17 protein-coding genes and 1 pseudogene are annotated in these 22,357 nt (G+C 71.7%); 5 read left to right on the top strand and 13 right to left on the bottom strand.

The window, feature by feature from the left end; all coding sequences use genetic code 11:
- The 9 genes and pseudogenes from GIS00_RS26190 to betA form a co-directional block, all read right to left on the bottom strand.
- Positions 1–199 (bottom strand): annotated as a pseudogene (locus GIS00_RS26190) (hypothetical protein); the annotation flags it as partial.
- A gap of 1,283 nt (positions 200–1,482) precedes the next feature.
- Positions 1,483–2,688 carry a VWA domain-containing protein gene (locus tag GIS00_RS26185; protein WP_407666931.1) on the bottom strand — a complete coding sequence of 402 codons (1,206 nt, stop codon included), beginning with the start codon at positions 2,686–2,688 and terminating at the stop codon, positions 1,483–1,485.
- Between the two features lie 17 nt (positions 2,689–2,705).
- On the bottom strand, positions 2,706–5,192 hold the full coding sequence (locus GIS00_RS26180) for a DUF5682 family protein (RefSeq protein WP_322098482.1): 2,487 nt from the start codon (positions 5,190–5,192) through the stop codon (positions 2,706–2,708).
- Complete coding sequence (locus GIS00_RS26175; RefSeq protein ID WP_154771415.1) at positions 5,189–6,286, bottom strand: ATP-binding protein; 1,098 nt, start codon at positions 6,284–6,286, stop codon at positions 5,189–5,191. The genes GIS00_RS26180 and GIS00_RS26175 overlap by 4 nt, the downstream gene beginning before the upstream one ends.
- Positions 6,283–7,890, bottom strand: coding sequence for a DUF5691 domain-containing protein (locus GIS00_RS26170; RefSeq protein ID WP_154771414.1), 1,608 nt, complete (start codon positions 7,888–7,890; stop codon positions 6,283–6,285). Before GIS00_RS26170 ends, GIS00_RS26175 begins: the two co-directional genes overlap by 4 nt.
- Positions 7,887–9,413: an SWIM zinc finger family protein gene (locus GIS00_RS26165; protein WP_196073477.1), complete on the bottom strand. Its 1,527-nt coding sequence runs from the start codon at positions 9,411–9,413 to the stop codon at positions 7,887–7,889. The genes GIS00_RS26170 and GIS00_RS26165 overlap by 4 nt, the downstream gene beginning before the upstream one ends.
- Before the next feature lie 226 nt (positions 9,414–9,639).
- Positions 9,640–10,431 (bottom strand): PIG-L family deacetylase, encoded by a 792-nt coding sequence (locus GIS00_RS26160; protein ID WP_154771412.1) that lies wholly within the window; start codon positions 10,429–10,431, stop codon positions 9,640–9,642.
- A gap of 90 nt (positions 10,432–10,521) precedes the next feature.
- The gene (locus tag GIS00_RS29225; protein ID WP_154771411.1) at positions 10,522–12,054 is read right to left on the bottom strand and encodes a DUF2786 domain-containing protein; all 1,533 of its coding nucleotides are present in this window, start codon (positions 12,052–12,054) and stop codon (positions 10,522–10,524) included.
- 341 nt (positions 12,055–12,395) lie between these two features.
- Positions 12,396–14,084, bottom strand: coding sequence for a choline dehydrogenase (gene betA / locus GIS00_RS26150; protein WP_322098481.1), 1,689 nt, complete (start codon positions 14,082–14,084; stop codon positions 12,396–12,398).
- Between the two features lie 64 nt (positions 14,085–14,148).
- Here betA and GIS00_RS26145 point away from each other — a divergent pair, with 64 nt between their 5' ends.
- Positions 14,149–14,919 carry an IclR family transcriptional regulator gene (locus GIS00_RS26145; RefSeq protein ID WP_322098480.1) on the top strand — a complete coding sequence of 257 codons (771 nt, stop codon included), beginning with the start codon at positions 14,149–14,151 and terminating at the stop codon, positions 14,917–14,919.
- Positions 14,920–14,951: 32 nt separating this feature from the next.
- On the opposite strand, the gene GIS00_RS26140 is transcribed toward GIS00_RS26145, so the two are convergent.
- From GIS00_RS26140 to GIS00_RS26130, 3 genes are read right to left on the bottom strand one after another with little or no spacing between them, the layout of a single operon-like run.
- On the bottom strand, positions 14,952–16,079 hold the full coding sequence (locus GIS00_RS26140) for an aromatic ring-hydroxylating oxygenase subunit alpha (protein WP_154771409.1): 1,128 nt from the start codon (positions 16,077–16,079) through the stop codon (positions 14,952–14,954).
- 29 nt (positions 16,080–16,108) lie between these two features.
- A complete protein-coding gene (locus GIS00_RS26135; protein ID WP_154771408.1) occupies positions 16,109–17,341 on the bottom strand; it encodes an NAD(P)/FAD-dependent oxidoreductase in 1,233 nt (410 codons plus the stop codon).
- Positions 17,341–17,673: a bifunctional 3-phenylpropionate/cinnamic acid dioxygenase ferredoxin subunit gene (locus tag GIS00_RS26130; protein ID WP_407666932.1), complete on the bottom strand. Its 333-nt coding sequence runs from the start codon at positions 17,671–17,673 to the stop codon at positions 17,341–17,343. The genes GIS00_RS26135 and GIS00_RS26130 overlap by 1 nt, the downstream gene beginning before the upstream one ends.
- Positions 17,674–18,183: 510 nt before the next feature.
- Between GIS00_RS26130 and GIS00_RS26125 the strand changes: the two genes are divergently transcribed.
- Entirely contained in the window at positions 18,184–19,956 is a 1,773-nt protein-coding gene (locus GIS00_RS26125; protein ID WP_196073476.1) for an ABC transporter substrate-binding protein, read from the top strand.
- Between the two features lie 80 nt (positions 19,957–20,036).
- On the opposite strand, the gene GIS00_RS28185 is transcribed toward GIS00_RS26125, so the two are convergent.
- Positions 20,037–20,684, bottom strand: a complete 648-nt coding sequence (locus GIS00_RS28185; protein WP_322098478.1) for an N-acetylmuramoyl-L-alanine amidase — start codon at positions 20,682–20,684, stop codon at positions 20,037–20,039.
- On the opposite strand from GIS00_RS28185, the gene GIS00_RS28180 reads away from it, so the two are divergent.
- From GIS00_RS28180 to recR, 3 genes are all read left to right on the top strand, one after another.
- On the top strand, positions 20,662–21,135 hold the full coding sequence (locus GIS00_RS28180; protein ID WP_230314193.1) for a hypothetical protein: 474 nt from the start codon (positions 20,662–20,664) through the stop codon (positions 21,133–21,135). The genes GIS00_RS28185 and GIS00_RS28180 overlap by 23 nt on opposite strands.
- 210 nt (positions 21,136–21,345) lie before the next feature.
- Entirely contained in the window at positions 21,346–21,741 is a 396-nt protein-coding gene (locus GIS00_RS26115) for a YbaB/EbfC family nucleoid-associated protein (RefSeq protein WP_154771406.1), read from the top strand.
- A gap of 4 nt (positions 21,742–21,745) precedes the next feature.
- Positions 21,746–22,348 (top strand): recombination mediator RecR, encoded by a 603-nt coding sequence (gene recR / locus GIS00_RS26110; protein ID WP_322098477.1) that lies wholly within the window; start codon positions 21,746–21,748, stop codon positions 22,346–22,348.
- The last annotated feature ends 9 nt before the right edge of the window (positions 22,349–22,357 follow it).

Genomic DNA, 22,357 nt, shown 5'->3' with positions numbered 1-22,357 from the left:
AGGCCACGGATTGTTGTTCGTACTCGCCGGCCAGGGCGACCTGCGCCGCCCAGGCCAGCCGGGTGCTGTGTTCCAGCCGTCGGGAGATCTCGTCCAACCCGTCCGGCGCCAGTTTCCACCACGCCGCCGTCCCGAGGCGGGTGTAGGCATCGGTCGCCGCCTCGACCAGCGCCAGCACCTCGTCCAGGTCGTACGGCACCGACCCGTCACCATCAGGCTGCGGCGTGGAGACTGGGCCGGGTGCCGGGTCGGATAACGGTGCGGGCTCCGGGTCGGTGTGCGGATCCGCGCCCGGATCGCCCGGGGCGGGACCGATCTCGTGGGCTGCCATGTCGGCGTCGGCGACCGGGCAGGAACCTGGGTCAAGACCGTGGTCTGCGTGCAGACTGTCCGGAACCGGCCCGCCTTCGTCGGGCAGGAGGGCCGGTGGGAGATCTGTGTTCGGAACGTTCGGGACCGGGGCGTCCTGATCGGGCGCCGGGTCCGCGTGCGGGTTGTTCGGGATCGCCCCGTCGAGATCGGTCACGGGATCGGAGTGCGGGTCAGTCACGATGGCCCCCGAGTACCAGGGCGGCCATCGCGGCGAGAAGTCGATGGTCGAGACGCGCAGCAGTCGCGCCGATCTCGGCTCCGAGAGGCGCCATCTCTTCCATGCATTGCACGCTACAACCACCCACCGACAGTCGACCTGTCACGAGACAGATTGTGGATAACTCACTGTCGAACCAGGTCGTGGTCGTCGCGATCGAACGCGTTGTGGCATCTGCGAACTCGTCGACTTCCGTACCACGAGTCACCTCGTGCAACAGGAATCACGCGAATAGCGCTGCAGCACATGCGAATCGGCAGCCGGAGGCCTCTCGGTGTGCTCCGACAACAAGAAGGATCCGGTAGAGGTCGAGAGTCCGCGTCGAAGGACCGCGGCGCTGGCGGGTCGGTCGGTGAGATCTCCTGCTGCGGCGATACAACCGCAGCTCGGTGCGTCGGATGTGTGGCCATCTCGCCGAGATCATCGGCCGCAGGCATCCTTCAGGTCGCCGCCGCCGATGCTGCGACGATGTCACTGCAGCTCGCTGGATCGGATCGGCTCGCCGCCCACCCGGTCAGCTCATCGGCCAGAACAGGTGGGACTGCCTATCAACGAGGGACTCTCGTCGTCGACGCCACGCCGACTCCGCCGATCGGTCACCCTGGTGCGGACGCGGCCGAACGGCCGTCGGGCGCGGACTCCAGGGACCCCTCGTCCGCACCCGACAACCCAGTGCGGAGCAAGTCCATCCATATCAACCAGTCCCCTGTGCGGCCTCCGCGGCCGGCCGTTCGTCAGGCGCGGACTCCAGGGACCCCTCGTCCGCGCCCGACAAGCCGATGCGGAGCACCTCCATCCACATGAACCAGTCCCGGTGCGGTCTCCGCGGCCATCCGGCCGTCAACGGCTCCCGAGCTGGTCGTGTCGGCATGGCGCGACCAACTCTCCGCCGATCAGCGGCCGTAGGCACCCATCAGGTCGCCGCCGTCGATGGCCTTGGCCAGCAGTTCCGGGAAGGCGTCGGGAGTACACGCGAAGGCGGGGACGCCGAGAGCGGCAAGGGCGGCGGCATTGTCGTGGTCGTACACCGGCGCGCCGCCGTCGGACAGGGCCAGGAGCGCAACGCACCGCACCCCGGACCGGGTCATCTCCGCGATCCGCGCCAGCAGCTGCTCCCGCACGCCACCCTCGAGCAGGTCCGACACCAGGACGAAGACGGTGTCCCGGGGACGGGTCATCAGCCCGCGGCAGTATGCAACGGCCTGGTTGATGTCGGTGCCACCACCGAGTTGGGTACCGAACAGCACGTCGACGGGATCGGTGAGCTGGTCGGTCATGTCGACGACGGCGGTGTCGAAGAAGACCAGCGACGTCCGCAAGGACCGGATCGATGCCAGCACGGCGGCGAACACCGACGCGTACACCACCGACGAGGCCATCGATCCGGACTGGTCCACCGCCAGCACGATGTCCTTCGCGATGCTGCGCTGGTGCCGGCCGTAGCCGACGAGCCGCTCCGGCACGACCGTGCGGTACTCCGGCAGGTACCGGGACAGGTTCGCGGCAATCGTTCGGTTCCAGTCGATGTCGCGGTGCCGCGGCCGGCGGCTGCGGGCCGCACGATTGACCGCGCCCGAGACCGCGGACCGGGTCGCCCGGGCGATGCGCTGCTCGATGTCGGAGACCACGGTACCGACGACCTGTCGTGCGGTGGCCCGGGTCGTCTCCGGGATCAGCCGGTTGAGTCCGACCAGTGTGCTCACCAGTGCGACATCCGGGGTGACGGACTGCAGCATCTCCTTCTCCAGCAGGAGTTCCCGCAGCCCGAGTCGGTCGATGGCGTCCTGCTGCATCACCTGCACGACGGATGCCGGGAAATAGGTGCGGATGTCGCCCAGCCACCGGGCGACACCGGGAGCGGAGCCGCCCAAGCCGCCGCGGGTACCCGGGCCCTCTGCGCCCGGCGACTCCGACGGGCGGTCGTACAGCACCCGGAGCGCAGAGTCCATCTGCACGTCCTCCCCGGACAGCTCCCCGAGGTCCTCCGCTTCCGCGCCGAGCAGCAGCCGCCACCGACGTCGACGTTCGGACTCGTCGGCGGCAGAGCCGCTCGCGCCGCCTACGCCGCTCGCGCCGCCTAAGCCGCTCGTGCCGCCCACGCCTACGCCTGTGCCGCTCACCGACCACCGCCCAGGATCAGCGCGACCGTGCGGAGAGCGGCGGCAGCGCGGCCGATGTCGGGCAGTTCGCCGGCATCGTGGCGGACCTCGGAGTCCAGATCGGCGAGCACCGCGCCGATGTTCTCCCGCTCGGCCGCGGCGAACTCGCCGAAGGTCCGGCGCAGCAGCGGCAGGACTTCGAGGAAGTCGAGCGGGTCCAGAGCGGTCAGCCACCCGTCCAGCACCCTCAGCAGGTCGCGGTCGTGCACCAGGAGGAGGCCGGTCCCGGAGAGGAATCCTTCGATCCACCTCGCCTTGTCGGACGCCGTCGGTCCCACGGACAGTCGGGCGGCGAGGCGGCGCGCAGCCTCGTCGGCCGGGACCACACCCCGATCGATCAGCACGCGGGCGATCCGGCCGGCGAGCAGACCATGGACGTCGGTGCGGTCGAGCTGTTCGGCCAGCATCCGGAACCAGGACTCCCGCTCGGGCTCGCCTCGGCCCGTCCGGACCAGCAGGTCGACCGCGGCGTGCCAGCTGTCCAAGCGGTCCCGCATGGTGACCGCCGAGGTGTCGCCGAGACCACTGATGGCCGAGGGGAATCCGGCGATCGCCCGGGCCACGAGCTGCCGGGCCAGCTCGCCCAGCCCGTCGGTCGCAGTCCCCCGGACGTCGCCGTAGCGCACGGCCCGCACCAGCGCCGGCACGGCCTGCAGCAGATGACCGACGTCGGTGTCGTGGGTGGCCCGGCGGTCCAGCTCCTGCAGCACTTCCGGCAGGACCTCGGCGATGTCGGCCAGCAGCACCTGCTCGCACAGCTGGGTCAGCGAGGCCAGATCCGTGGACGTCCGTGCGGTGTCGGCGACCTTCGCGGCCGCCGCCGTCGGCACCGTACTTCCCCATCCCGCGGCCTCGGCCACTGCGACCGCCAGCTCGGGATCCCAACGCAGCGACCAGGTCTCGCCGAACGTTCCGGTGCTCTGCCGGGACGGCTCGGTCGGGGTGCCCCACCGGATGCCCAGCAGCAGGAGGCGGTGCAGCAGCGCCGATTTCGCCCGGTCCTGCGGCTTCCGCAGGTCCAGGTCGACGATCTTCTCCTGCGGGTCGATCTTCAGTCGCAGTGACCGGGCGGTCACGGTGAGGTCGGCGGCGAGGGGAACAGCGGGGGCGTCGTCCGGCACCCGGCCCAGCAGTTCGCCGACCTCGAGTTCGCTGGTGACGAAGCCTGCGGCGACGGGATCGGCGTCGCAGAGCACGGCCAGGGTGGCGTCGCGCACCTCGAGCAGGCCGGGGGAGGGGCGGCCGCGCAGGCCGGCGAGAGTATCGGCCAGCCGGGTGGCTTCGATGACATGCGCGGTGGAGACCGGCATGTCGTGACCACGCAGGGCGCCGGCGACCGCGGTCAGCCACCGCTCGGCGGGGTGGTCGGGGGCGGTGAACAGGTGGTGGTAGAAGCCGGGGGAGGTGACGCCGGCGCCGTAGCCGGAGGATCCGGCGAGCCGGGAATGCGTCCACGGGACCCAGCTCAGCGCGACCTTGCGCCGGCGCAGTCCCCTCAGCGTGGCGATGTCGGCGGAGGCCGGGGGAAGCCTGCCCGCGAGCGCCGGGGCGTGCCAGGCGCCGCAGACCACGGCGATGACACCGTCGGTGTCCTTGAGTGCGGTGCGGATCGCCTGCCGCATGTGCGCCTCGCGCCGTTCCTCGCGGGCTGCCTCGCGCGGAGAGTCCGGTGGCACCACCGTCCGCAGTTCGGCCATGGCCTCGGTCAGCGCGTCGAATGCCGCGAGTCCTCCGGTGCGCGACTCGACGACGTCGTCCCACCAGCGTTCCGGGTCGTCGTACCCGGCGGCCCCGGCCAGCAGGGCGATCGGGTCACCGCGGCTGTCGTCGGCGACGACGATCTCCTCGTCGGGAGCTGCACCGATGTTCGGGTCGGAAGCTTCGGCACTGCCGGTGGACACGTCCGGACGGTGGCGTTCTGCAGGACGGGCCGGACCGGAAGCTCCGGCACCACTGGCTTCGGCGTCGCCGACTGGAACCCGGCGGGCCGGACCGGATGTTCCGGAAGCTCCGGCACCACTGCCTTCGGCGTCGCCGCCGTCCGGGACCCGGGCGGCCGGACTCGCGTTCGGCCGGGCATCCGCAGCCACGTGCCGCACGCCGCTGCCGGCCAGCACGGACCACGCCGGCAGGTCGCAGAACCGCAGTGGCACAGCATGTTCCGCGGCCCAGCGGATCGCCTGCCACTCCGGCGAGAACACCGCGAACGGCCAGAAGACGGCGTGCCCCGGGCGGTCGACGGCGTGGGCGAACAGCGCCACCGGCGGCTGCATGTCGTCGGAGTGCGCCCACTCCAGCAACGGACCGGCATCGGCCGGTCCCTCCACCAGCACGATCGACGGCCGGAGCTCGTCGAGTGCTGCGAGCACCGAGCGCGCCGAACCCGGTCCGTGGTGCCGGATCCCGAGCACCACGACCCGGTCGGCGGCCGCGGCGGCGGTCACGACCCCAGGTCGCGGCAGGCGCGGTAGAAGTCCGCCCAGTCGCGGCGCTGCCGGACGACCGCCTCCAGGTACTCGTTCCAGACGACCCCGTCCGGCCCGGGGTCCTTGACCACCGCGCCCACGATCCCGCCGGCGACGTCACCGGCCCGCAGCACCCCGTCACCGAAGTGCGCGGCCAGCGCGATGCCGCTGGTCACGACCGAGATCGCTTCTGCTGCCGACAGTGTCCCGCTGGGTGACTTCAGCGCTGTCCGCCCGTCCTCGGTGCGACCGGCCCGCAGCTCGCGGAACACGGTCACCACCCGACGGATCTCCTCCGCCGCGGACGGCAGCTCCGGCAGCTGCAGCGACTCGCCGAGAGCCGCCACCCGCCCGGTGACGATCTCGACCTCCTCCTCGGCGGTCGCAGGGAGCGGCAGCACCACGGTGTTGAACCGGCGGCGCAGCGCCGACGACAGATCGTTGACGCCGCGGTCGCGGTCGTTGGCGGTGGCGATCACGCTGAAGCCACGACGCGCCTGCACCTCGATGCCGAGTTCCGGTACCGGGAGCGTCTTCTCGGACAGCACGGTGATCAGGGCGTCCTGCACGTCGGACGGGATGCGGGTGAGCTCCTCGATCCGGGCGATCGCGCCCTGCTGCATCGCCGTCATCACCGGGGACGGCACCATGGCGCCACGGGTCGGCCCCTCGGCGAGCAGCCGCGCGTAGTTCCAGCCGTAGCGGATCGACTCCTCCGCGGTCCCGGACGTGCCCTGCACCAGCAGGGTCGAGTCGCCGCTCACGGCCGCGGCCAGGTGCTCCGACACCCAGGTCTTCGCTGTCCCGGGCACGCCGAGCAGCAGCAGCGCCCGGTCGGTGGCCAGGGTGGCAACGGCGACCTCCATCAGTCGGCGCGGGCCGATGTACTTCGGGGTGATCGGTGTCCCGTCGTGAAGGACACCGCCCAGCAGGTAGGTGACCACGGCGGACGGGGACAGCTTCCACGACGGCGGTCGCGGGCGGTCGTCGACGGCGGCCAGCGCCGCGAGCTCGGTCGCGAACGTCTGCTCCGCATGCGGCCGCAGCAGCTCGGCCTGATCCGGTGCTGTCATCCGTCCTCCTCCGGTCCTCCGGTCGATCCAACAGGTCCCGTCGATCCTGTCAGCTGCCCGCCGTCCCACCCGGACAGCCCGACCGCCGCCAGGAAGGCCCGCCGCAGGCCGAGCGAGAGCATCATCCCGTCGAGGGCCCGGACCGCTGCCCGCGCAGCGGCGGGCGGACCTTCCACCCCCTCGTCCAGCATCTGCTGCCACAGCGCCAGATGCGGTCCGTCGGTCGGCAGTCGGCGGGCGAGCAGATCGTAGAACCCTGCGCCGACAGGGGCATTCGCCCAGATCTGGTCGGCCAGCCACTCGGGCAGGGCCTCGGCGACCCCGGCAGGCCACGGCCCCGGCAGCACCGAGAGCGACGACTCGACGACCGCCACTCCCCCTCCCGCCCGGAGCAGCGCGACCGTCCGGTCCGCGGCCTCCGTAGCGGGCCAGGACCCGGCGACGATCCGGGCGAGGTCGCCGTCGAGCGGGTGACCGACGGTCGCTCCCGGCCGATCGGCTGCCGCATGGTCGAGCAGGACCTCGGACCAGCTGGGGTCGGCGAAGCGGACCGCCGCGACCCGCCAGGCCTCGTGCAGGTCGTCCGAGGTGATCGGTGATCCGCTGTCGACCGGGATCTCGAGCAACCCGGCGGGCGGGAGTCCGAGCGCCGCCGGCCAGTGCGACGGGGGGACCGCAGCCAGCAGCGAGGTGATCCCGCCCCCACGGATCCCACCGACCGCGACGCCGTCCCGGAACAACGCGTCGTCCGGTGGCCCCGCCGCGAGCACCTGCAACCGATCGGACCCGAGTTCGATCATCGAACCGGCCCGGCCGATGGCCCGCGCGACGTACCGGGAGCCGGGCATCGTTCCGAGCAGTCCGGCGGCCCCGGCACGGACGGCGGCAGATCGGTCGTCGAGCGCAGCCTCCAGGAACTCCTCGTCCGCCCCGGACAACCCGATGCGCAGCACGTCCAGCCACATCGACCGGTCCGGTGCGGTCTCCGCGGGCCATCCGGCCGCCAGCAGCTCCCTGGCCCGCGCCGGGTCGTGTCGGCGCAGGGCCATGAGATGGGCCCGGCGCTCGTCGCGAGATCCCGTGTGCCACAGGTTGTCCGCGTCGAGATCGACGGAAGCGGCGATGTGCAGGGCGGCCCAGGCGGGGTCACGCGGAAGCAGTCGGCGTCCGGTGGACCCGAGAACGGCCAGCACCGCCCGTGCGGGCTCCGCCCGGCGCAGCACCCCGTCGAGCAGGTCCGGCAGCAACGGGGCGGGGGCGCGGAAGCCGGCGCGGGCGGCCGCCCGGAGCAGGTCGGCCAGCAGTCCCGGGGATCGGCCCAGCACTGCCATCAGCGCGGCGGATGCCGTCGTGCTCCACTCCGGCCACTCCCCGGGATCGCGGACCGGCGCGGTGGGCACCGGCACCGTTGCGAGGACGGCTCCGGCGCGGGCGGCGATGTCGGCGAGGACCGCGGCCTCCAGCAGTGCGGTGGCCGGGTCGTCCGACAGCAGGCCGTCGGTGCCCGGAGCCGTTGCCGGAGGGCTGATCTCCCAGTGCCGGTGGTCCAGGCCGAGAGCGGCCACGACGGCGAGATCCGCGAGATCCCCTGCGGGGGCGCTCATGTACTCAGCTCCACCGGATGGCGCCCGTGCCAGGCGGTGAGTGCGGTGGCGCCGTCCGGCGACCACTCGACCGCAACCGGCACGGGCCGGCCGTCGGTGACGGCGAGCAGGCGCAGCAGGCCGGTCCGGTCTGCGCGCAGCGGCGTGGCGGCACCGGAACCGTCGGCGAGGAACCAGTGCCCGCCGCGCTCGACTGGCAGGGCGTCGAGCACCACCGGCCACTCGGAGCGCCATGGGTCGGCGGCCACTCCCGCGGCCCACTGCGCCCGGAGTTCCTCCAGACCGACCGCCGCCGGCGGCTCGGCGGGCAGCAGCGGATCCCCGTGTCGGGTGCCGACCGCAGCGCGCCCCGGTGTCGGTCCGGGGAACAGATGCAGCTCGGCGCGGACGGCGAGACCCGGCGGCGGCAGTGTGTCCGGTCCCTCGAGGAAGGTGCCGCCAGGGCCGAACTCCAGCACCGTTGTCGTCAGGGTCGTCTCGACGCCCTGCAGCCAACTGCGCCGGGTGTGGACCCGGTCGCCGATGATCTCCCGGCAGCCCAGCACCCGCCAGGTGTCGGTGACCGGCGGGGTCGCGAGGACGTCGCTGCGGGACACCGGGAAGCCGATCCGCGACCGGGCGGCGGCGACCAGGTCGGCGGGCAGGTCGTCGCGGCCGAAGCTGCAGACCAGCAGGTGCAGCCGGCCGTACTCGGCGAGCAGTCGCTCCGGCCAGTTGCCGCCGGACTGCGGGAGCAGCGACAGCCGGCGCAACGCGGAGGCGATACCCGGCGCCTGTGCGTCGACCATCCGTGCCGCCATCAGCTGGATGTGCTGGTAGGCGTCGGTCATGCCGGCGAAGCCCGCGCGCACCTGGTCCTGCAGCCAGAGGTCGAGCTCGGCGAGTCCGGCTGTCACCTTGACCAGGCGCAGCTCCACCCGTTGGGCCGCCGCCTTCGCCGACTTCGCGGCGCGCTCCGGATCGTCGACGGCGCCGGAAGCAGCCCTGGCCGCCGCGGCGCCCCGGGCCTTGGCCCAGCTCGTGGCGAACGCGGGGGCGTCCTCGGGTGGGCCGGCGATCCGGCCGTCGGCCTCCAGCAGCAGCAGGGCGAGCGCGTGCTTGCAGGGCGACTTCCGGGCGGGACAGGTGCAGCGGAACGCGGGCTCCGTCGGGTCGACCAGCACGTCGTAGACCGCGGCGCCGGAGGATCGGCAGGTGCCCCAGAGTACCGGGTGCGGATCGACGATCCGTCCGAATGCGGGCCAGCGCCCGGTGGTCGCCAATCCGGTGGCCGCCACCGCTGTGGCCGGGTCAGCGGTGAGTGCGAGGACCTCCGGCACCGAGCGCACCCGTGGACCGGTGGTGGGGACCGTGGACTCCGGTCCGACCGTGCCCTCCGGTCCGACCGTGCCCCCCGGTCCGGCGGTGGTCTCCGCGGCATCGGTGGGAAGCGATCCGGTGGAGCCGACCGATGCAGCGTTGATGTCCGAGCCCGCGGTGTCGGTGCCGGAAGCGATCACCGCGCCACCTCCGTCCCCGTTCACGGGCTCCATGCTGCCGCAGCCCACCGACAGCAGCAGGCACCCGGGTGGCGCGGGCTGTCCGGGTGCGGTTGCTCCGCCGCCACCCGTGGCGGGACGGGACGGCACAGGCGGGGGAGCAACGGAGATCGGTGGCAGGGGTCGGCGGACCGGGCACGGTGCGTCCTGTCTGCGGCAGGACGTCGTCCTGTCCTGCCGCGGACGGCCGGGGGCGACGAGGACAGGCAGCTCAGAGGCCGGCCATCAGGTCGGTCTCGGTGATGCCCGGCCCCTGCCCCTCCCGGATGAACCACTCGACGCCGAAGGACCGGCGGAACGCCTCGTCCGGCATGGTGAGGAACCAGTGCTGCTCATCGATCTGGCTCAGATGTGCCCGCATGGAGGCTCGGATGACGTCGGTCCAGGCGGACACGTCGACCCGTGCGGTGAGCAGGTCGGAAGGCGAACCGAGCGTCTCGACGAACTCCATGTCCGGGCCCTCGCCGGCCCGGTCGGGGTTCGCCTCGATCATCTCCTTCATCCCGGCCCGGATCTCGTCCCGGTTCTGCGTCGCCTGGTAGACCCGGGGCGTCCCGGCCAGTTCCGCGGCGCGGGCGCCGACCACGTGCACCTGCACGTGGTCGGGGTGGCCGTAGCCGCCGTGGTCGTCGTAGATGGTGAGGACCTGCGCGTCTTCCTCCACCAGCAGGTCGGCCAGCCGCCGGGCGGCCTCCTCGACGTCCGCCGTGGCGAAGGTGCCGGGGTCGTTGTTGGTCGCGTCGCCTGCCATCCCCGAATCCGTGTACCCGAGGTACTCGACCCGGTGCGCCCCCAGCAGTCGGGCCGATTCCGCCGTCTCCAGCACCCGTCGGTCGGCCAGCGACTCGCCCTCGGCGAGGTCACCGGGCACCAGCCCGAGCTCACCACGCGTCGCAACCACGAGCACCACCCGGTGGCCCTCGTCGGCGGCCTTGCGCATCACGCCGCCGGTGGTGATCGACTCGTCGTCCGGATGTGCCTGGAAGGACACCAACGTTGCCATGGCTGCACAGTAGGACGCCCGCCCGACACCGATCGCGGCGCTACGGGCCGATTCAGCTCACGGCGCACGCCTCGGTGCCGAACGGACGGTTCACCCGTCCACCTGACCACGGGCGAGCCGGGCCCGGTCCGCGGCATCGGCGCCCGCGTGCCAGCCGCGCGTGTCGTAACTCCGTGGACCCCGCTGGACCGTCTTCGGGAAGATCCGCTCGAACTCCTCGTCGACCGCCGCCCGGGTCCGGGCGAGCACCGGCACCAGCGCCGCGCCGGCCTCGGACTCGACCCGGGTGGTGGCCTCGGTGAGGCGAGCGCTGATCCGGTTTGCGTAGGACACCAGGAACGCCCGGCGGAACGACGGCGACCGGTCGCCCCGGTGCAGCTGTCCGGCCTCGTGCATCGCCGAGACCGCCTGCACCAACAACGATGTGAACAGCATCTCGGTCATGTCGAGATCGAGCGGAGGACCGACGACCGTGCACATGGCCATGCCGGACAGCAGGATCGCCCGGCAGTGGTTCTGCGTGGCGCACACGTTGAGCAGGGTGGCCTTCTCCTCGACGTACGGGTCGTTGAGGGTGATGCGCCGCGACCGTACGTCGACCCGTTCCTCCGGGGGCGCCAGCAGCGCCTCGTCGATGGCGTACCGGGTCATCAGTTCCTGGGCCTTGGCGGTGAACGACTCGGCCTCCTCCGAGTACTCGGTCGCCTCCGCCTTGGCCAGCAGTGCGCGGATGCGGGTCAGCATCTTCGGGTCGTGGCCGGCTCTGCCGGAGCCACCACCGGATCCGTCCCCCCGGCCGGACCGTTCTCGGGGAGATCCCGACGCAGATGCCTTCGTCCGCAGGGAGTCCCACCGGGACGGTGGTGGGGCGAGCAGCTCGATCCGCCCGAGGGTGTGGACGAAGGTGAGGGTCGCGAACAGCGCCTCCCACCCGCTCCACGGGTCGGGACCACCGGCACGGAGCAACGTGGGCGCCACGTCGGTCGGGAGTTGCGACACCCATTCCTCGGGTGCCCGCTCGCGGGCCCGGGACCGCTCGGCCTCCACCGCGATCCCGGCACACATCACCGCGGTCACCGCGGCGGCCGTCGTGCGCCCGGCCAGGTGGGCCACCCAGGGCGATTCCTTCGCGATCCGCTGGATCCGGCCGGCAACGTGGATCAGATCCTCCGGTTGCCAACCGTTCTCGTAGAGCTCACCGAGCCTGATGCAGAAGCGGTCGGTCGCGACGTCCGCGGGCGTCGACGTGAACTCCGGTCCGAGGGTCGCGCCGAACCGGATGAAGTGCCCGATCGTCTCCTCGACCGCCTCGATCTGCCGACCGAGCTGCCGCAGTGACTCCGGGTACATCACTCCGCCGAGCATCGTCAGGGCGAGATCCTGTGCGTCCTGGGCGGTCAGCGGTCCGTCGTCGTCCGATTCGTCGAAGGACGGGTACTCCCCTCCGTCGTCGTCGGGGTAGAAGCCGATGTCGAACGGGTCGGCCGGCCCTCCCGGGTACGGACGGCCGCCGCTCGGCTGCCACCCCGGTTGCCCTGTTCCCCGCGGAGGTGTCGGCCGGGCGGACTGCCGCGCCCGCTCGCGTCGTTTCGCCGCCCGCTTCGCCTGGTTGTTCTTGCCCACCCGGCCATTCTGCGGTGCGCGTCCGGCCGCAAGACAGTCTGTCCGCAGGGGTTGTGGACAACCAGAGTCCTGTGGACAGAACGGGTGGCACGGTGGGCCGGGCCGCTGGGAGAGCCGGACTCACCGACCGCGTCCAGCGGCCCGGACCTGGTCCTGGACAGGACCAGCTCTGGATCGAACCATTCCTGGACCGGACACAGCTCTGGATCGGACCCGGTCCCGGACAGGACCAGACCTGACCTGACCAGCCCTGGACAGGATCCGGACCGGAGTCTGCCGTGAAAGGAAACCCGATGTCCAGGCCACGGACCGGCGGATCCGGCCCGGACAAGACCAGCGCCCTACGCCTTGCGGTGCTCGTAGAACGGCTCGGCGGACGGCGCGAGCGGCGGGACGCCCATGATCAGGTCGGCGGCCTTCTCGGCGAGCATCATCACCGGCGCGTAGATGTTGCCGTTGGTCACGTAGGGCATCACCGAGGCATCGACGACGCGCAGCCCCTCGACCCCGTGCACCCTCATCGTGGCCGGATCGACCACCGCCATCGGGTCCGACGCCGGCCCCATCTTCGCCGTGCAGGACGGGTGCAGTGCGGTCTCCGCGTCCTCGGCCACCCAGTCCAGGATCTCGGCGTCCGTGCCGACCTTCCGCCCCGGGGAGACCTCGCCGCCGTTGAACGGCGCCATCGCCGGCTGGTTCAGGATGTCCCGGGCGATGTGGACGGCCTCCACCCACTCCCGCCGGTCCTGGTCCGTGGAGAGGTAGTTGAACTGCAGCGCAGGGTGTTTCATCGGATCCGTGGAGGTGATCCTCAGTGTGCCGCGGGCGTCGGAGTACATCGGTCCGATGTGCACCTGGTACCCGTGCCCCAGCGCCTTCACCTCGTCGGTCACCGACCCGTCGTAGCGCACGGCGATCGGCAGGAAGTGGAACATCAGGTTCGGGTAGTCGACGTCCTCGTTGGACCGGACGAAGCCGCCGCCCTCGAAGTGGTTGGTGGCGGCCGGACCCTTCCGGGCCAGGATCCACTCGAGCCCGACGAACGGCATCCGCCACTTCTGCATGAACACCGGCTGCATGGTGACCGGCTGGGTGCAGGCGTACTGGATGTAGACCTCGAGGTGGTCCTGCAGGTTCGCGCCGACCCCGGGCAGATCGGCGACCTGCCTGATGCCCAGCGGCTTCAGCACGTCCGCCGGCCCGATACCGGCCAGCTGCAGCAGCTGCGGTGAGTTGATCGCGCCGCCGCAGAGGATCACCTCGCCGGCGGACACCGTGTGGTTGCGCCCGTTGCGCCGGTAGCTGACCCCGGTGGCCCGATTGCCCTGCATGGTGATCCCGGTGACCATCGCCCGGGTGTGCACCGTGAGGTTGGGTCGCCCCATCACCGGCCGCAGGTACGCCCGCGACGCGGACAACCGCCGGCCCTTGTGCACGTTCCGGTCGAAGGCGGCGAAACCTTCCTGGCGGTAACCGTTCACGTCGTCGGTCAGCGGATAGCCGGCCTCCACCGCGGCATCGAAGAAGGCCCCGAACAACGGGTTCCGGGCCGGGCCGCGCTCCAGCACCAGCGGCCCGGAGTGCCCGCGCAACATGTCCGCGGGCTCCGCGGCCAGGCAGTTCTCCATCCGCCGGAAGTACGGCAGGCAGTGCGCGAAGTCCCAGTCGTCCATCCCGGGATCGGCGCCCCAGCGCTGGTAGTCAAGCGGGTTGCCGCGCTGGAAGATCATCCCGTTGATCGAGCTGGACCCGCCCAGCACCTTGCCGCGGGCGTGCGCGATCCGCCGCCCGTTCATGTGCGGCTCCGGCTCCGACTCGTACTGCCAGTCGTAGAACCGGTTGCCGGACGGGAACGTCAAGGCGGCGGGCATCTGGATGAACAGGTCCCACGGGAAGTCCGACCGGCCGGCCTCCAGCACCAGCACCGATCGCTCCCCGCCGGCGGACAGCCGGGCGGCGAGCACACAGCCGGCGCTGCCGCCGCCCACGATCACGTGGTCGTAGGCGGTGTTCGGAGGATGTTCGGTCACCGGTGATCTCCTGTTCGCTGACGGTCGGTGGTGATGTCGTTCAGATCGGCCGTAGAGTTGCGCTGTGAGCAACCCGACCCGTGACGTGGGGGCCGTGCAGTCGGTCGACCGCGCGGTCACCGCACTGGAGCACCTGGCGCGCAACGGCGAGTCCGGGGTGTCCGAGATCGCCACCGTGATCGGGGTGCACAAGTCCACGGCGTCCCGGCTGATGTCCGTGCTGCACGCGCGCGATCTGGTGGAACCCGCCGGTGAGCGCGGACGCTACCGGCTCGGCCCCGGCGTGCTCCGGCTGGCCGGCGCCATGGGCAGCCGGCTCGACGTCTCCACCCAGGGCGCGACGATCTGCGCGGAGCTGGCCGCGCAGTCGGGCGAGACGGTCAACCTCGCGGTGCGACAGGGCGAGGTGGTCGTCAACGTGCACCAGTCCGACGGCAGCGGGGCCATCTCGGTCGACAGCTGGATCGGCCGGCCCACCCCGCTGCACGCCACCTCGTCCGGGAAGGTGCTGCTCGCCCACGCCCCGGAGGACATCCGGGAGCGGGCCTTCGCCCAGCTGCAGCCGTTCACCGGCGAAACGGTCACCGACCCGGTGGTGCTCGCCGGCCAGCTCGAGCAGGTGCGCCGTGCCGGATACGCGATGACCGTCGGTGAGCTGGAAATCGGGCTGAATGCCGTTGCGGCGCCGGTGTTCCGGTCGGACGGTGTGGTGGTGGCCGCGTTGTCCGTGTCGGCTCCCGCCTACCGGCTGCCGGCCTCCGCCCTGCCGACCCTGGGTCACGCGGTGGTCGCCGCCGCGCTGCGGGTCAGTGAGCGGATGGGCTGGTCGGGCTGACCCCGGGCGGCCCGGCCACCCGGGTCCGCCGGTCACGGTGCGATCTTGATCTTGTCGAGCAGCCAGTCGTGGAAGGTCCCGATGTGGTGCTCGCTCGGCACGAGAACGCCGCCGTCGCGGTACATCCGGGACGACATCGCCGGCTGCGTCCGCTCGCACGCCTCGAAGTCCTGCAGGTTCACCCGGTCGAAGAGCTCCACCGACTTCGACACGTCCTTGCCCGACTCGACCACGCTCGGCAGGAACAGCCAGTCGCACTCGACGATGGTCCGGTCGGCGGCCATCGGGAACATCCGGTGGAAGATGATGTGGTCCGGGACCATGTTGACGAACACCTGCGGCTTCACGGTGATCGCGTAGTACTTGCGGTCCTGGTCCGGGTCGATGCCCGGCAGCAGGTCGACGCCCTCGGACCCGTCGACGGTGAAACCCTTGATCTCCTCGCCGAACTCGGCGCCGTGGTTGACGAAGTACTGCGCCGCGTAGCCGTCCGCGAACTCCGGCAGCACCTCGGTCAGCTCCGGGTGGATGGTCGCGCAGTGGTAGCACTCCATGAAGTTCTCGATGATGAGCTTCCAGTTCGCCTTGACGTCGTAGACGATCCGGCGGCCGACCGAGAGGTTCGCGACCTCGTAGTGGTCGAGGTTCTCGACCTCGCCGAGCCGGTCGATGACCTCCTGCATCACCGTCTCGTCGAACGACGGCGGCTCGTCGGCGAGCGAGACCCACACGTAGCCCAGCCATTCCCGCAGGTGCACCCGGCGCAGGCCGTACTCGACCCGGTCGATGTCGGGCATCTTCGTCAGGTTCGGCGCGGCGATGAGCTTGCCGTCCAGATCGTAGGTCCAGGCGTGGTACGGGCACTGGAAAGCCCTTGCCACGCTGCCGGTGTCGTCGGTGCAGATCTTCGCGCCGCGGTGCCGGCAGACGTTGAAGAAGGCCCGCACCTCGCCCTTGCGGTTGCGGGAGACGATCAACGACTCCGAGCCCACCTGGACGGTGCGGAACGAGCCGGGGGTGGGTATGTCGCTGCCCCGGACGGTGCAGAACCACATGTCCTCGAAGATCTTCGCCTGCTCGAGGGCGAAGATGCCGGGGTCGGTGTAGTAGTGCCCGGGCAGCGTGGAGATCAGCGACTCGGGGAGCTGCGTGCTGGTCATGTGCGACTCCGGTACTCGAAGGGCCGGGCTCAGCCCGGGACTGCGGCGGGTGCTGTTGCGGGTGCTGGTGGGACTGTCCGTGAATCCTGCGCAGGGCCGGCGAGCGCGGACGACGCGGGAAGTGACTTGCGGTGGCGCATGAAGAGTTTCGGCTGGTTCATTCCCAGGACGGCGACGATCTCGGGGCCGCGGCGGTACACGGCGACAAGATCGCCGGACTCCGCGCTGCCCGCCTCGACGGTGATGTCCTCGGCGCCCGTCCGGCGGCCGGCGAACTGGATGCGCACACCGTACTGATCGGACCAGAAGTACGGCGCCCGCAGCACTCCGCCGGGTTCGCCGAGCAGGGCCTTCGCCAAGGCGACCGGCCGCTCCCGGGAGTCGGTCCAGTGCTCGACCCGGTGCTCGCGGCCGCGGTGCTCGTCGTACCAGGCCGAGCAGTCGCCGACGGACCAGATCCCGGGCGCGCCGGTGGCGCCGTGCGCGGTGCACACCACCCCGGACGACAGGTCCAACCCGGATCCGGCCAACCAGCCGACAGCCGGGACCGCGCCGATCCCGGCCACCACGACATCGGCCGGCAGCACCCGGCCGTCGGCGAGCTCGACACCGGTGACCCGATCGGAGCCGACCAGGCCGGCGACCGGCACACCGCAGAGCAGGGTGACACCGTTGGCCTGGTGCAGCGCGGCCACCGCAGCGCCCATCTCCACCCCGAGCGGGCCGGCCAGTGGTGTCGGGGCCGCCTCGAGCACGGTGACGTCCAGGCCGAGGGTGACTGCGGTGGAGGCGATCTCGGCACCGACGAAGCCGGCCCCGATCAACACCAGCCGACTGCCGGGCAGCAGGTCGGCCTTGAGGACGCGGGCGTCGGCCAGGGTGCGCACGGTGTGCACGCCCGGCGGGGCGGACGGCATCCGACGGGCGTGCGAACCGGTGGCGATGACCACGTGGTCGCCGTCGATGCTCCGCCCGTCGGCGAGATGCACCGTGCGGGAGGCGATGTCGAGCCCGGTGGCGGGCGTGCCCAGCTCCCAGTCGAGCCCGAGGTTCTCGTCGATGCCCTCCAACGACAGCGCCGCCTCGTCGATCGTCCCGGCCAGGAACTCCTTCGACAGTGGCGGCCGGTCGTACGGCCGCTCCGGCTCGTCGCCGATCATCGTGATCCGGCCGTCGAACCCCTGCGTCCGCAGGGCGCGCGCGGTGGCATGGCCGGCCAGGCTCGCGCCGACCACCACCACCGACCGGGGTGCGGTCGTCATCAGGCGGTGACCCCGGGCGGCAGGTTGGGGGCGGCGGTGGACAGGGTCACCCAGATGTCACCGTCGGCGACCTCGACGCCGTGGGTGCGGACACCGACCTTGGCCGGCGGCGCGTCGACCGCTCCGGTGCGCAGGTCGAACTTCGAGGCGTGCAGTGGGCACTCCACCTCGCAGCCCTCCAACCAGCCGTCGGCCAGCGAGGCGTCCTGGTGCGTGCAGGTGTCGTCGATCGCGAACAACTCGCCGTCGTCCGTGTGGAACACGGCGATCGGCGGCGAGACCGTGTCGACTCGCACGGCTTCGCCTTCGGCGAGCTCGGCGAGGGGACAGATCCGGACAGCGGCGGAATGACCGGGTGGCACCTTGCATCCTTTGCGCTAGGCACAACGGGATTCGTACTACGCAACAGCTTGGTGGTGCTCGCCGGACCCTGTCAAGACGATCGACCACCTCGATACACAGTGTTCATCGCCGGCAGAGTCGGGTGTTCATGCCCGGCTCCGCCGGGGTGTTCATCGCCGGCAGAGCCGGGTGTTCCTGCCGGGCTCCGCCGGGGTGTTCATCGCCGGCAGAGCCGAGTGTTCATGCCGGGCTCCGCGCGGGTGTTCCTGCCGCGCGAATGCTTCGAGCCACTCGCCGGCACCGGAGACCCAGCAACAGACTCCCGGAACCGGACATCCGGCGGCGGACCGGGCGTGGAACCATGCGGATCAGCAGGTTCGGTGCCGGGACGGTGGATCTCCTGCCTACGGTGTGGACCGGACAGTTCGGGCGGACTCCCGGACGCAGCACGCAACGCGCAGTACAGGGCAACGCCGAGCGCAGCCAGCAGAGGAGCAGGGATGACAGTCGGGCCGGGGACGCCGTACGGGGGACAGGGCGGACCGGGCTGGACCCCGCCGCCGCGCGGCCGCTCCCGACTGGGTCTCGCGAGCGGCGCTGCCGCCGGCGTGATCGCGCTGGCGACGGTGGTCGTGGTCATCGTCCAGTCCGCGAACCCGTCGACCACCGGCGGTACCGCGCAGACCGTGGCCGGGGCCGTCCCGCCGGTCACTACCAGCAGCACCACCTCGACCAGCACGTCGAGCACGAGCACCAGCGAGACCACCAGCACCAGCGAGAGCACCACCAGCACCACGACCACGACCAGCTCCAGCTCCAGCAGTGCCCCGCCGACCACCGGCAGCCTGCGGATGGGCGTCACCGAGCTGCCGACCTCCGGCGACCCGATGCTCGCCTACACGACCGGCCCGCAGCAGGTGCTGGCGCAGGTCTACGAGACCCTCGTCGCCATCTCGCAGGACGGCCACGACCTCGAGCCCGGCCTGGCCGACAGCTGGACCGCCAACTCCGACGGCACCCGGTGGACCTTCCGGCTCGGCGGCGACGCGGTCTTCACCGACGGCACGCCGGTGACCGCCGAGGTGGTCTGCGCCAACTTCGACGCCTGGAGCAAGATCCCGGCCGACCTGCAGGCCGACGCCACGATCTGGTCCGCCTACTTCGGCGGGTTCGCCGATGACGCGTCGTCGATGACCTACCGGACCTGCCGGGCCGAGGACGACACGACGCTCGAACTCGAACTGTCCCGACCACTCGGCTTCCTACCCGACGTCGTTGCCCTGCCCAACTTCGGGATCCGCGCGCAGTCGATGCTCGACGAGGGCGCGGATGCCGAACCGGTCGGCTCCGGACCCTTCACCTGGGAGCGCGGCGACGCCGACCGGGTCTTGCTCGAGGCCGCGGACAGCCGTGCGGGAGTCGCTTCGCTCGAATTCGTCGTCGCCGCCGATTCCACCCAGGTGGCCTCCGGTCAGCTCGACATCGCCGGCCCGCTGCCGGCCGGTGACGACGGCAGTGGCGAGCAGACGGCGCTCAGCGCACCCAGCCTGATGACGATGATGTGGGTCAACGCCACCAAGGGCCGCCCGCTGGCCGACCCCGCGCTCCGCGAAGCGGTCGACCTGTCCATCGACCGGCAGGCACTCGCCGAGCTCGCCGACGAGGGCAGCGAGCCGACCGGTGACCTGGTGCCGCCGATGGCGACCACCTCCGGGACCGCCGACCCGGCCACCGGTCAGGACCTGGTCCGCGCCAAGCAGCTGGTCGGGTCGAAGAAGGCGACGCTGACACTCCTCGGCCGCGACTACGGGCAGCGAGCCCCGGTGCAGCGGCAGATGAACGACCTGATCAAGGGCTGGCTGGAGCAGGCGGGATTCACCGTGAAGATCCGCAACGTCACCAGCGCCTCGGAGTACTTCGCGATCTTCGACAACGGCACCGTGTCCGACCTCGGGACCATCGGCTTCCTGCCGTACACGGCCGACCCGGTCGACTTCCTGCGCAGCATCCTGCCCTCGCTCGACACGGTCGAGGGTGTCGTCGGCGCCCAGTGGCGGACCGACCTCGACGACCTGCTGATCGACGCGCTGGACACCGTGGACACCACCGACCGCCGGGACATGGCCGCGGAGGTGGAGGCCACCTACCTGCAGCGCCGGATCACCCTGCCGCTGTACAGCACGCCGGACCGGTACGCGGTGGGCGCCGGGATCGACGGTTTCGAGCCCGGCCCCATCTCGGTCGAGTCGCTGGCCGGGGTCACCGTCAACTGAGCGGCGGGCGGGCGGGACCCACCGGTACCGATCGGAGCCCGGCGGCCGGTCCGGCCGCCGGGCGATCGACGACCCCCTGATCAGCCCTGGGACTTGAGGAAGGCGATGGTCCCGGCGGCGAGACCGGCGGCGTACTGCCGCTGACCGTCCGCGGTGCTCATCAGGTTCGCGTCGGTGGCGTTCTTCATGTTGCCGCACTCGATGAGGATCTTCGGGCGCGAGGAGAAGTTCAGGCCGGTCAGGTCGTCCCGGGTCCAGAGCCCGTTCTCACCGAGCCAGTTCGAGGTCGGGAAGCCCTCGTTCACCATCGCGTCCCGGATGCTCACGGCCAGTGCCTGCGACGCGTCCGCCTCCGGTGCGCTGATCTCCGTCGGGTCGCCGTTGGTGATCACGTGGAACCCGCGGTCGCCCGAGTCGGCGCCGTCGCCGTGGATGGAGATGACGGCGGCGGCCCCCGAGTCGTTCTCGGTCTTGGCCCGGTCCGGCGTGCACGGCCCGACCCCGTCGTCCGAGTTGCGGGTCATCACCACCTTGATGCCCTGCGCCTCCAGATCCGCCTTGAGGTACTTGGCGACAGCCCAGGTGAAGGCGTGCTCCGGGTAGCCGTCGGTGGACTCGGTGCCGACGGTGTTGCAGACGTTGGTGAAGCCGTTCCCGCCGTCGATCTCCTGGTTGATGATGTCCGGTGCGGAGGAGTTCCCGCCGTTGTGCCCGGGATCGATCGCCACCACCTTGCCGGCGACCGCGCCGGTGGCCGGCTTCGGGGTCGTCTTCGGCGGGGCGGGGGTGGTCGGCGGTGCCTGGGTCGTGGTCTCCGGCGGTGCCTCACTCGTCTCCTCGGACGACTCCGTCGTCTCCGGCGGGGGCTCCTCGGTCGTCTCCTCCGACGTCGTGGTCGGCGGCGGCGGAGGCGGGGTGGAGCTCGAGCTGGTCGGCGTCGCGGACGGCGTGGCCGAGGATGTCGGGGCACTGGACACGCTGCTCGGCGGTGCGCCCAGCGACGGCACGGTGACCTGGGCGCCGGAGGACGGAGCGGGCGCCGACGGCAGGGCGGTCGACGAACTCGTCGAGACGGTGGCCGTGGGGGCGTTCGCGGAGATCTGCCCGCAGGCCGCGGCGGTCAGCGTGATCACCCCGAGGGCGGCGATCAGGGCGACACGACGACGGCGCGGTGACTGATGTGACTGATGTGACTGTTGGGACACCTGAACAGAGTGCCAGCAGATGACCCGGCCGCGTGGCCGACACGGCGAACCGGTCGGGATCGCTGCGGCCCGTACCCTGGCAGCACCGGGACCTCATGGTGCCCGGGACGCCGCCGGCGCCCGTCCCTGACGGATGGACAGCACCGGCGGGAGAAGTGTCGAATCACCCGGAACGAGGAGACCCATGCAGCCCGGCATGCCCGACCTGTCCCAGATCATGTTGCAGGCCCAGCAGATGCAGGAGGACATGGCGGCGGCGCAGGCGTCGTTGGCCGACGCCGAGGTGACCGGCACCGCCGGCGGCGGTCTGGTCTCCGCGGTGGTCAACGGCGAGGGCCGGCTGCAGGCCGTGGTCATCGACCCGTCGGTCGTCGACCCGGACGACGTGGAGACCCTGGGTGACCTGGTCGTCGCCGCCGTCCGTGACGCCGAGCGCCGGGCCGGCGAGCTGGCCGCCCGCACCATGGGCGCGGTGACCGACCAGATGGCCGGTCTGGCCGGTGGGCTCGGCCTGGGTGGGCTGGGCTTCGGCGGCCCCGGCGCGCCCGGCGTCATCGACGCCGGCCCGGACAAGGTCTGACGCGGTGTACGAGGGTCCGGTCCAGGACCTGATCGACGAGCTCGGCCGGCTCCCGGGCATCGGCCCGAAGTCCGCGCAGCGCATCGCCTTCCACCTGCTCACCGTCGAGGTCGCCGACCTGACCCGGTTGCAGGCGGCCCTGCAGCGCGTGAAGGACGAGGTCAAGTTCTGCACGGAATGCGGGAACGTCGCCGAGGGCGACCTGTGCCGGATCTGCAGCGACCCGCGCCGGGACGCCGGGTCCATCTGCGTGGTCGAGGAGCCCAAGGACGTCGCCGCCGTCGAACGCACGAGGGAGTTCCGCGGCCGCTACCACGTGCTCGGTGGCGCCATCTCGCCGATCGACGGCATCGGGCCGGACCAGCTGCGCATCGCGCCGCTGCTGCGCCGGATCGCCGAACCGGGTGTGCACGAGGTCATCCTGGCCACCGACCCCAACCTCGAGGGCGAGGCCACCGCCACCTACCTGGTGCGACTGCTCCGCACCTTCCCGGACCTCGCCGTCACCCGGCTCGCCTCCGGGCTCCCGGTGGGTGGCGACCTGGAGTACGCCGACGAGGTCACTCTCGGGCGGGCGTTCTCCGGGCGCCGCGCCGTGGATGCCTGACCCCGACGC

Origin of the sequence: Nakamurella alba, from assembly GCF_009707545.1 — a bacterium.
Classification (GTDB): domain Bacteria; phylum Actinomycetota; class Actinomycetes; order Mycobacteriales; family Nakamurellaceae; genus Nakamurella; species Nakamurella alba.
The sequence above is the reverse complement of the archived record's forward strand: the minus strand, read 5'-3'. Positions and strand labels throughout refer to the sequence as shown.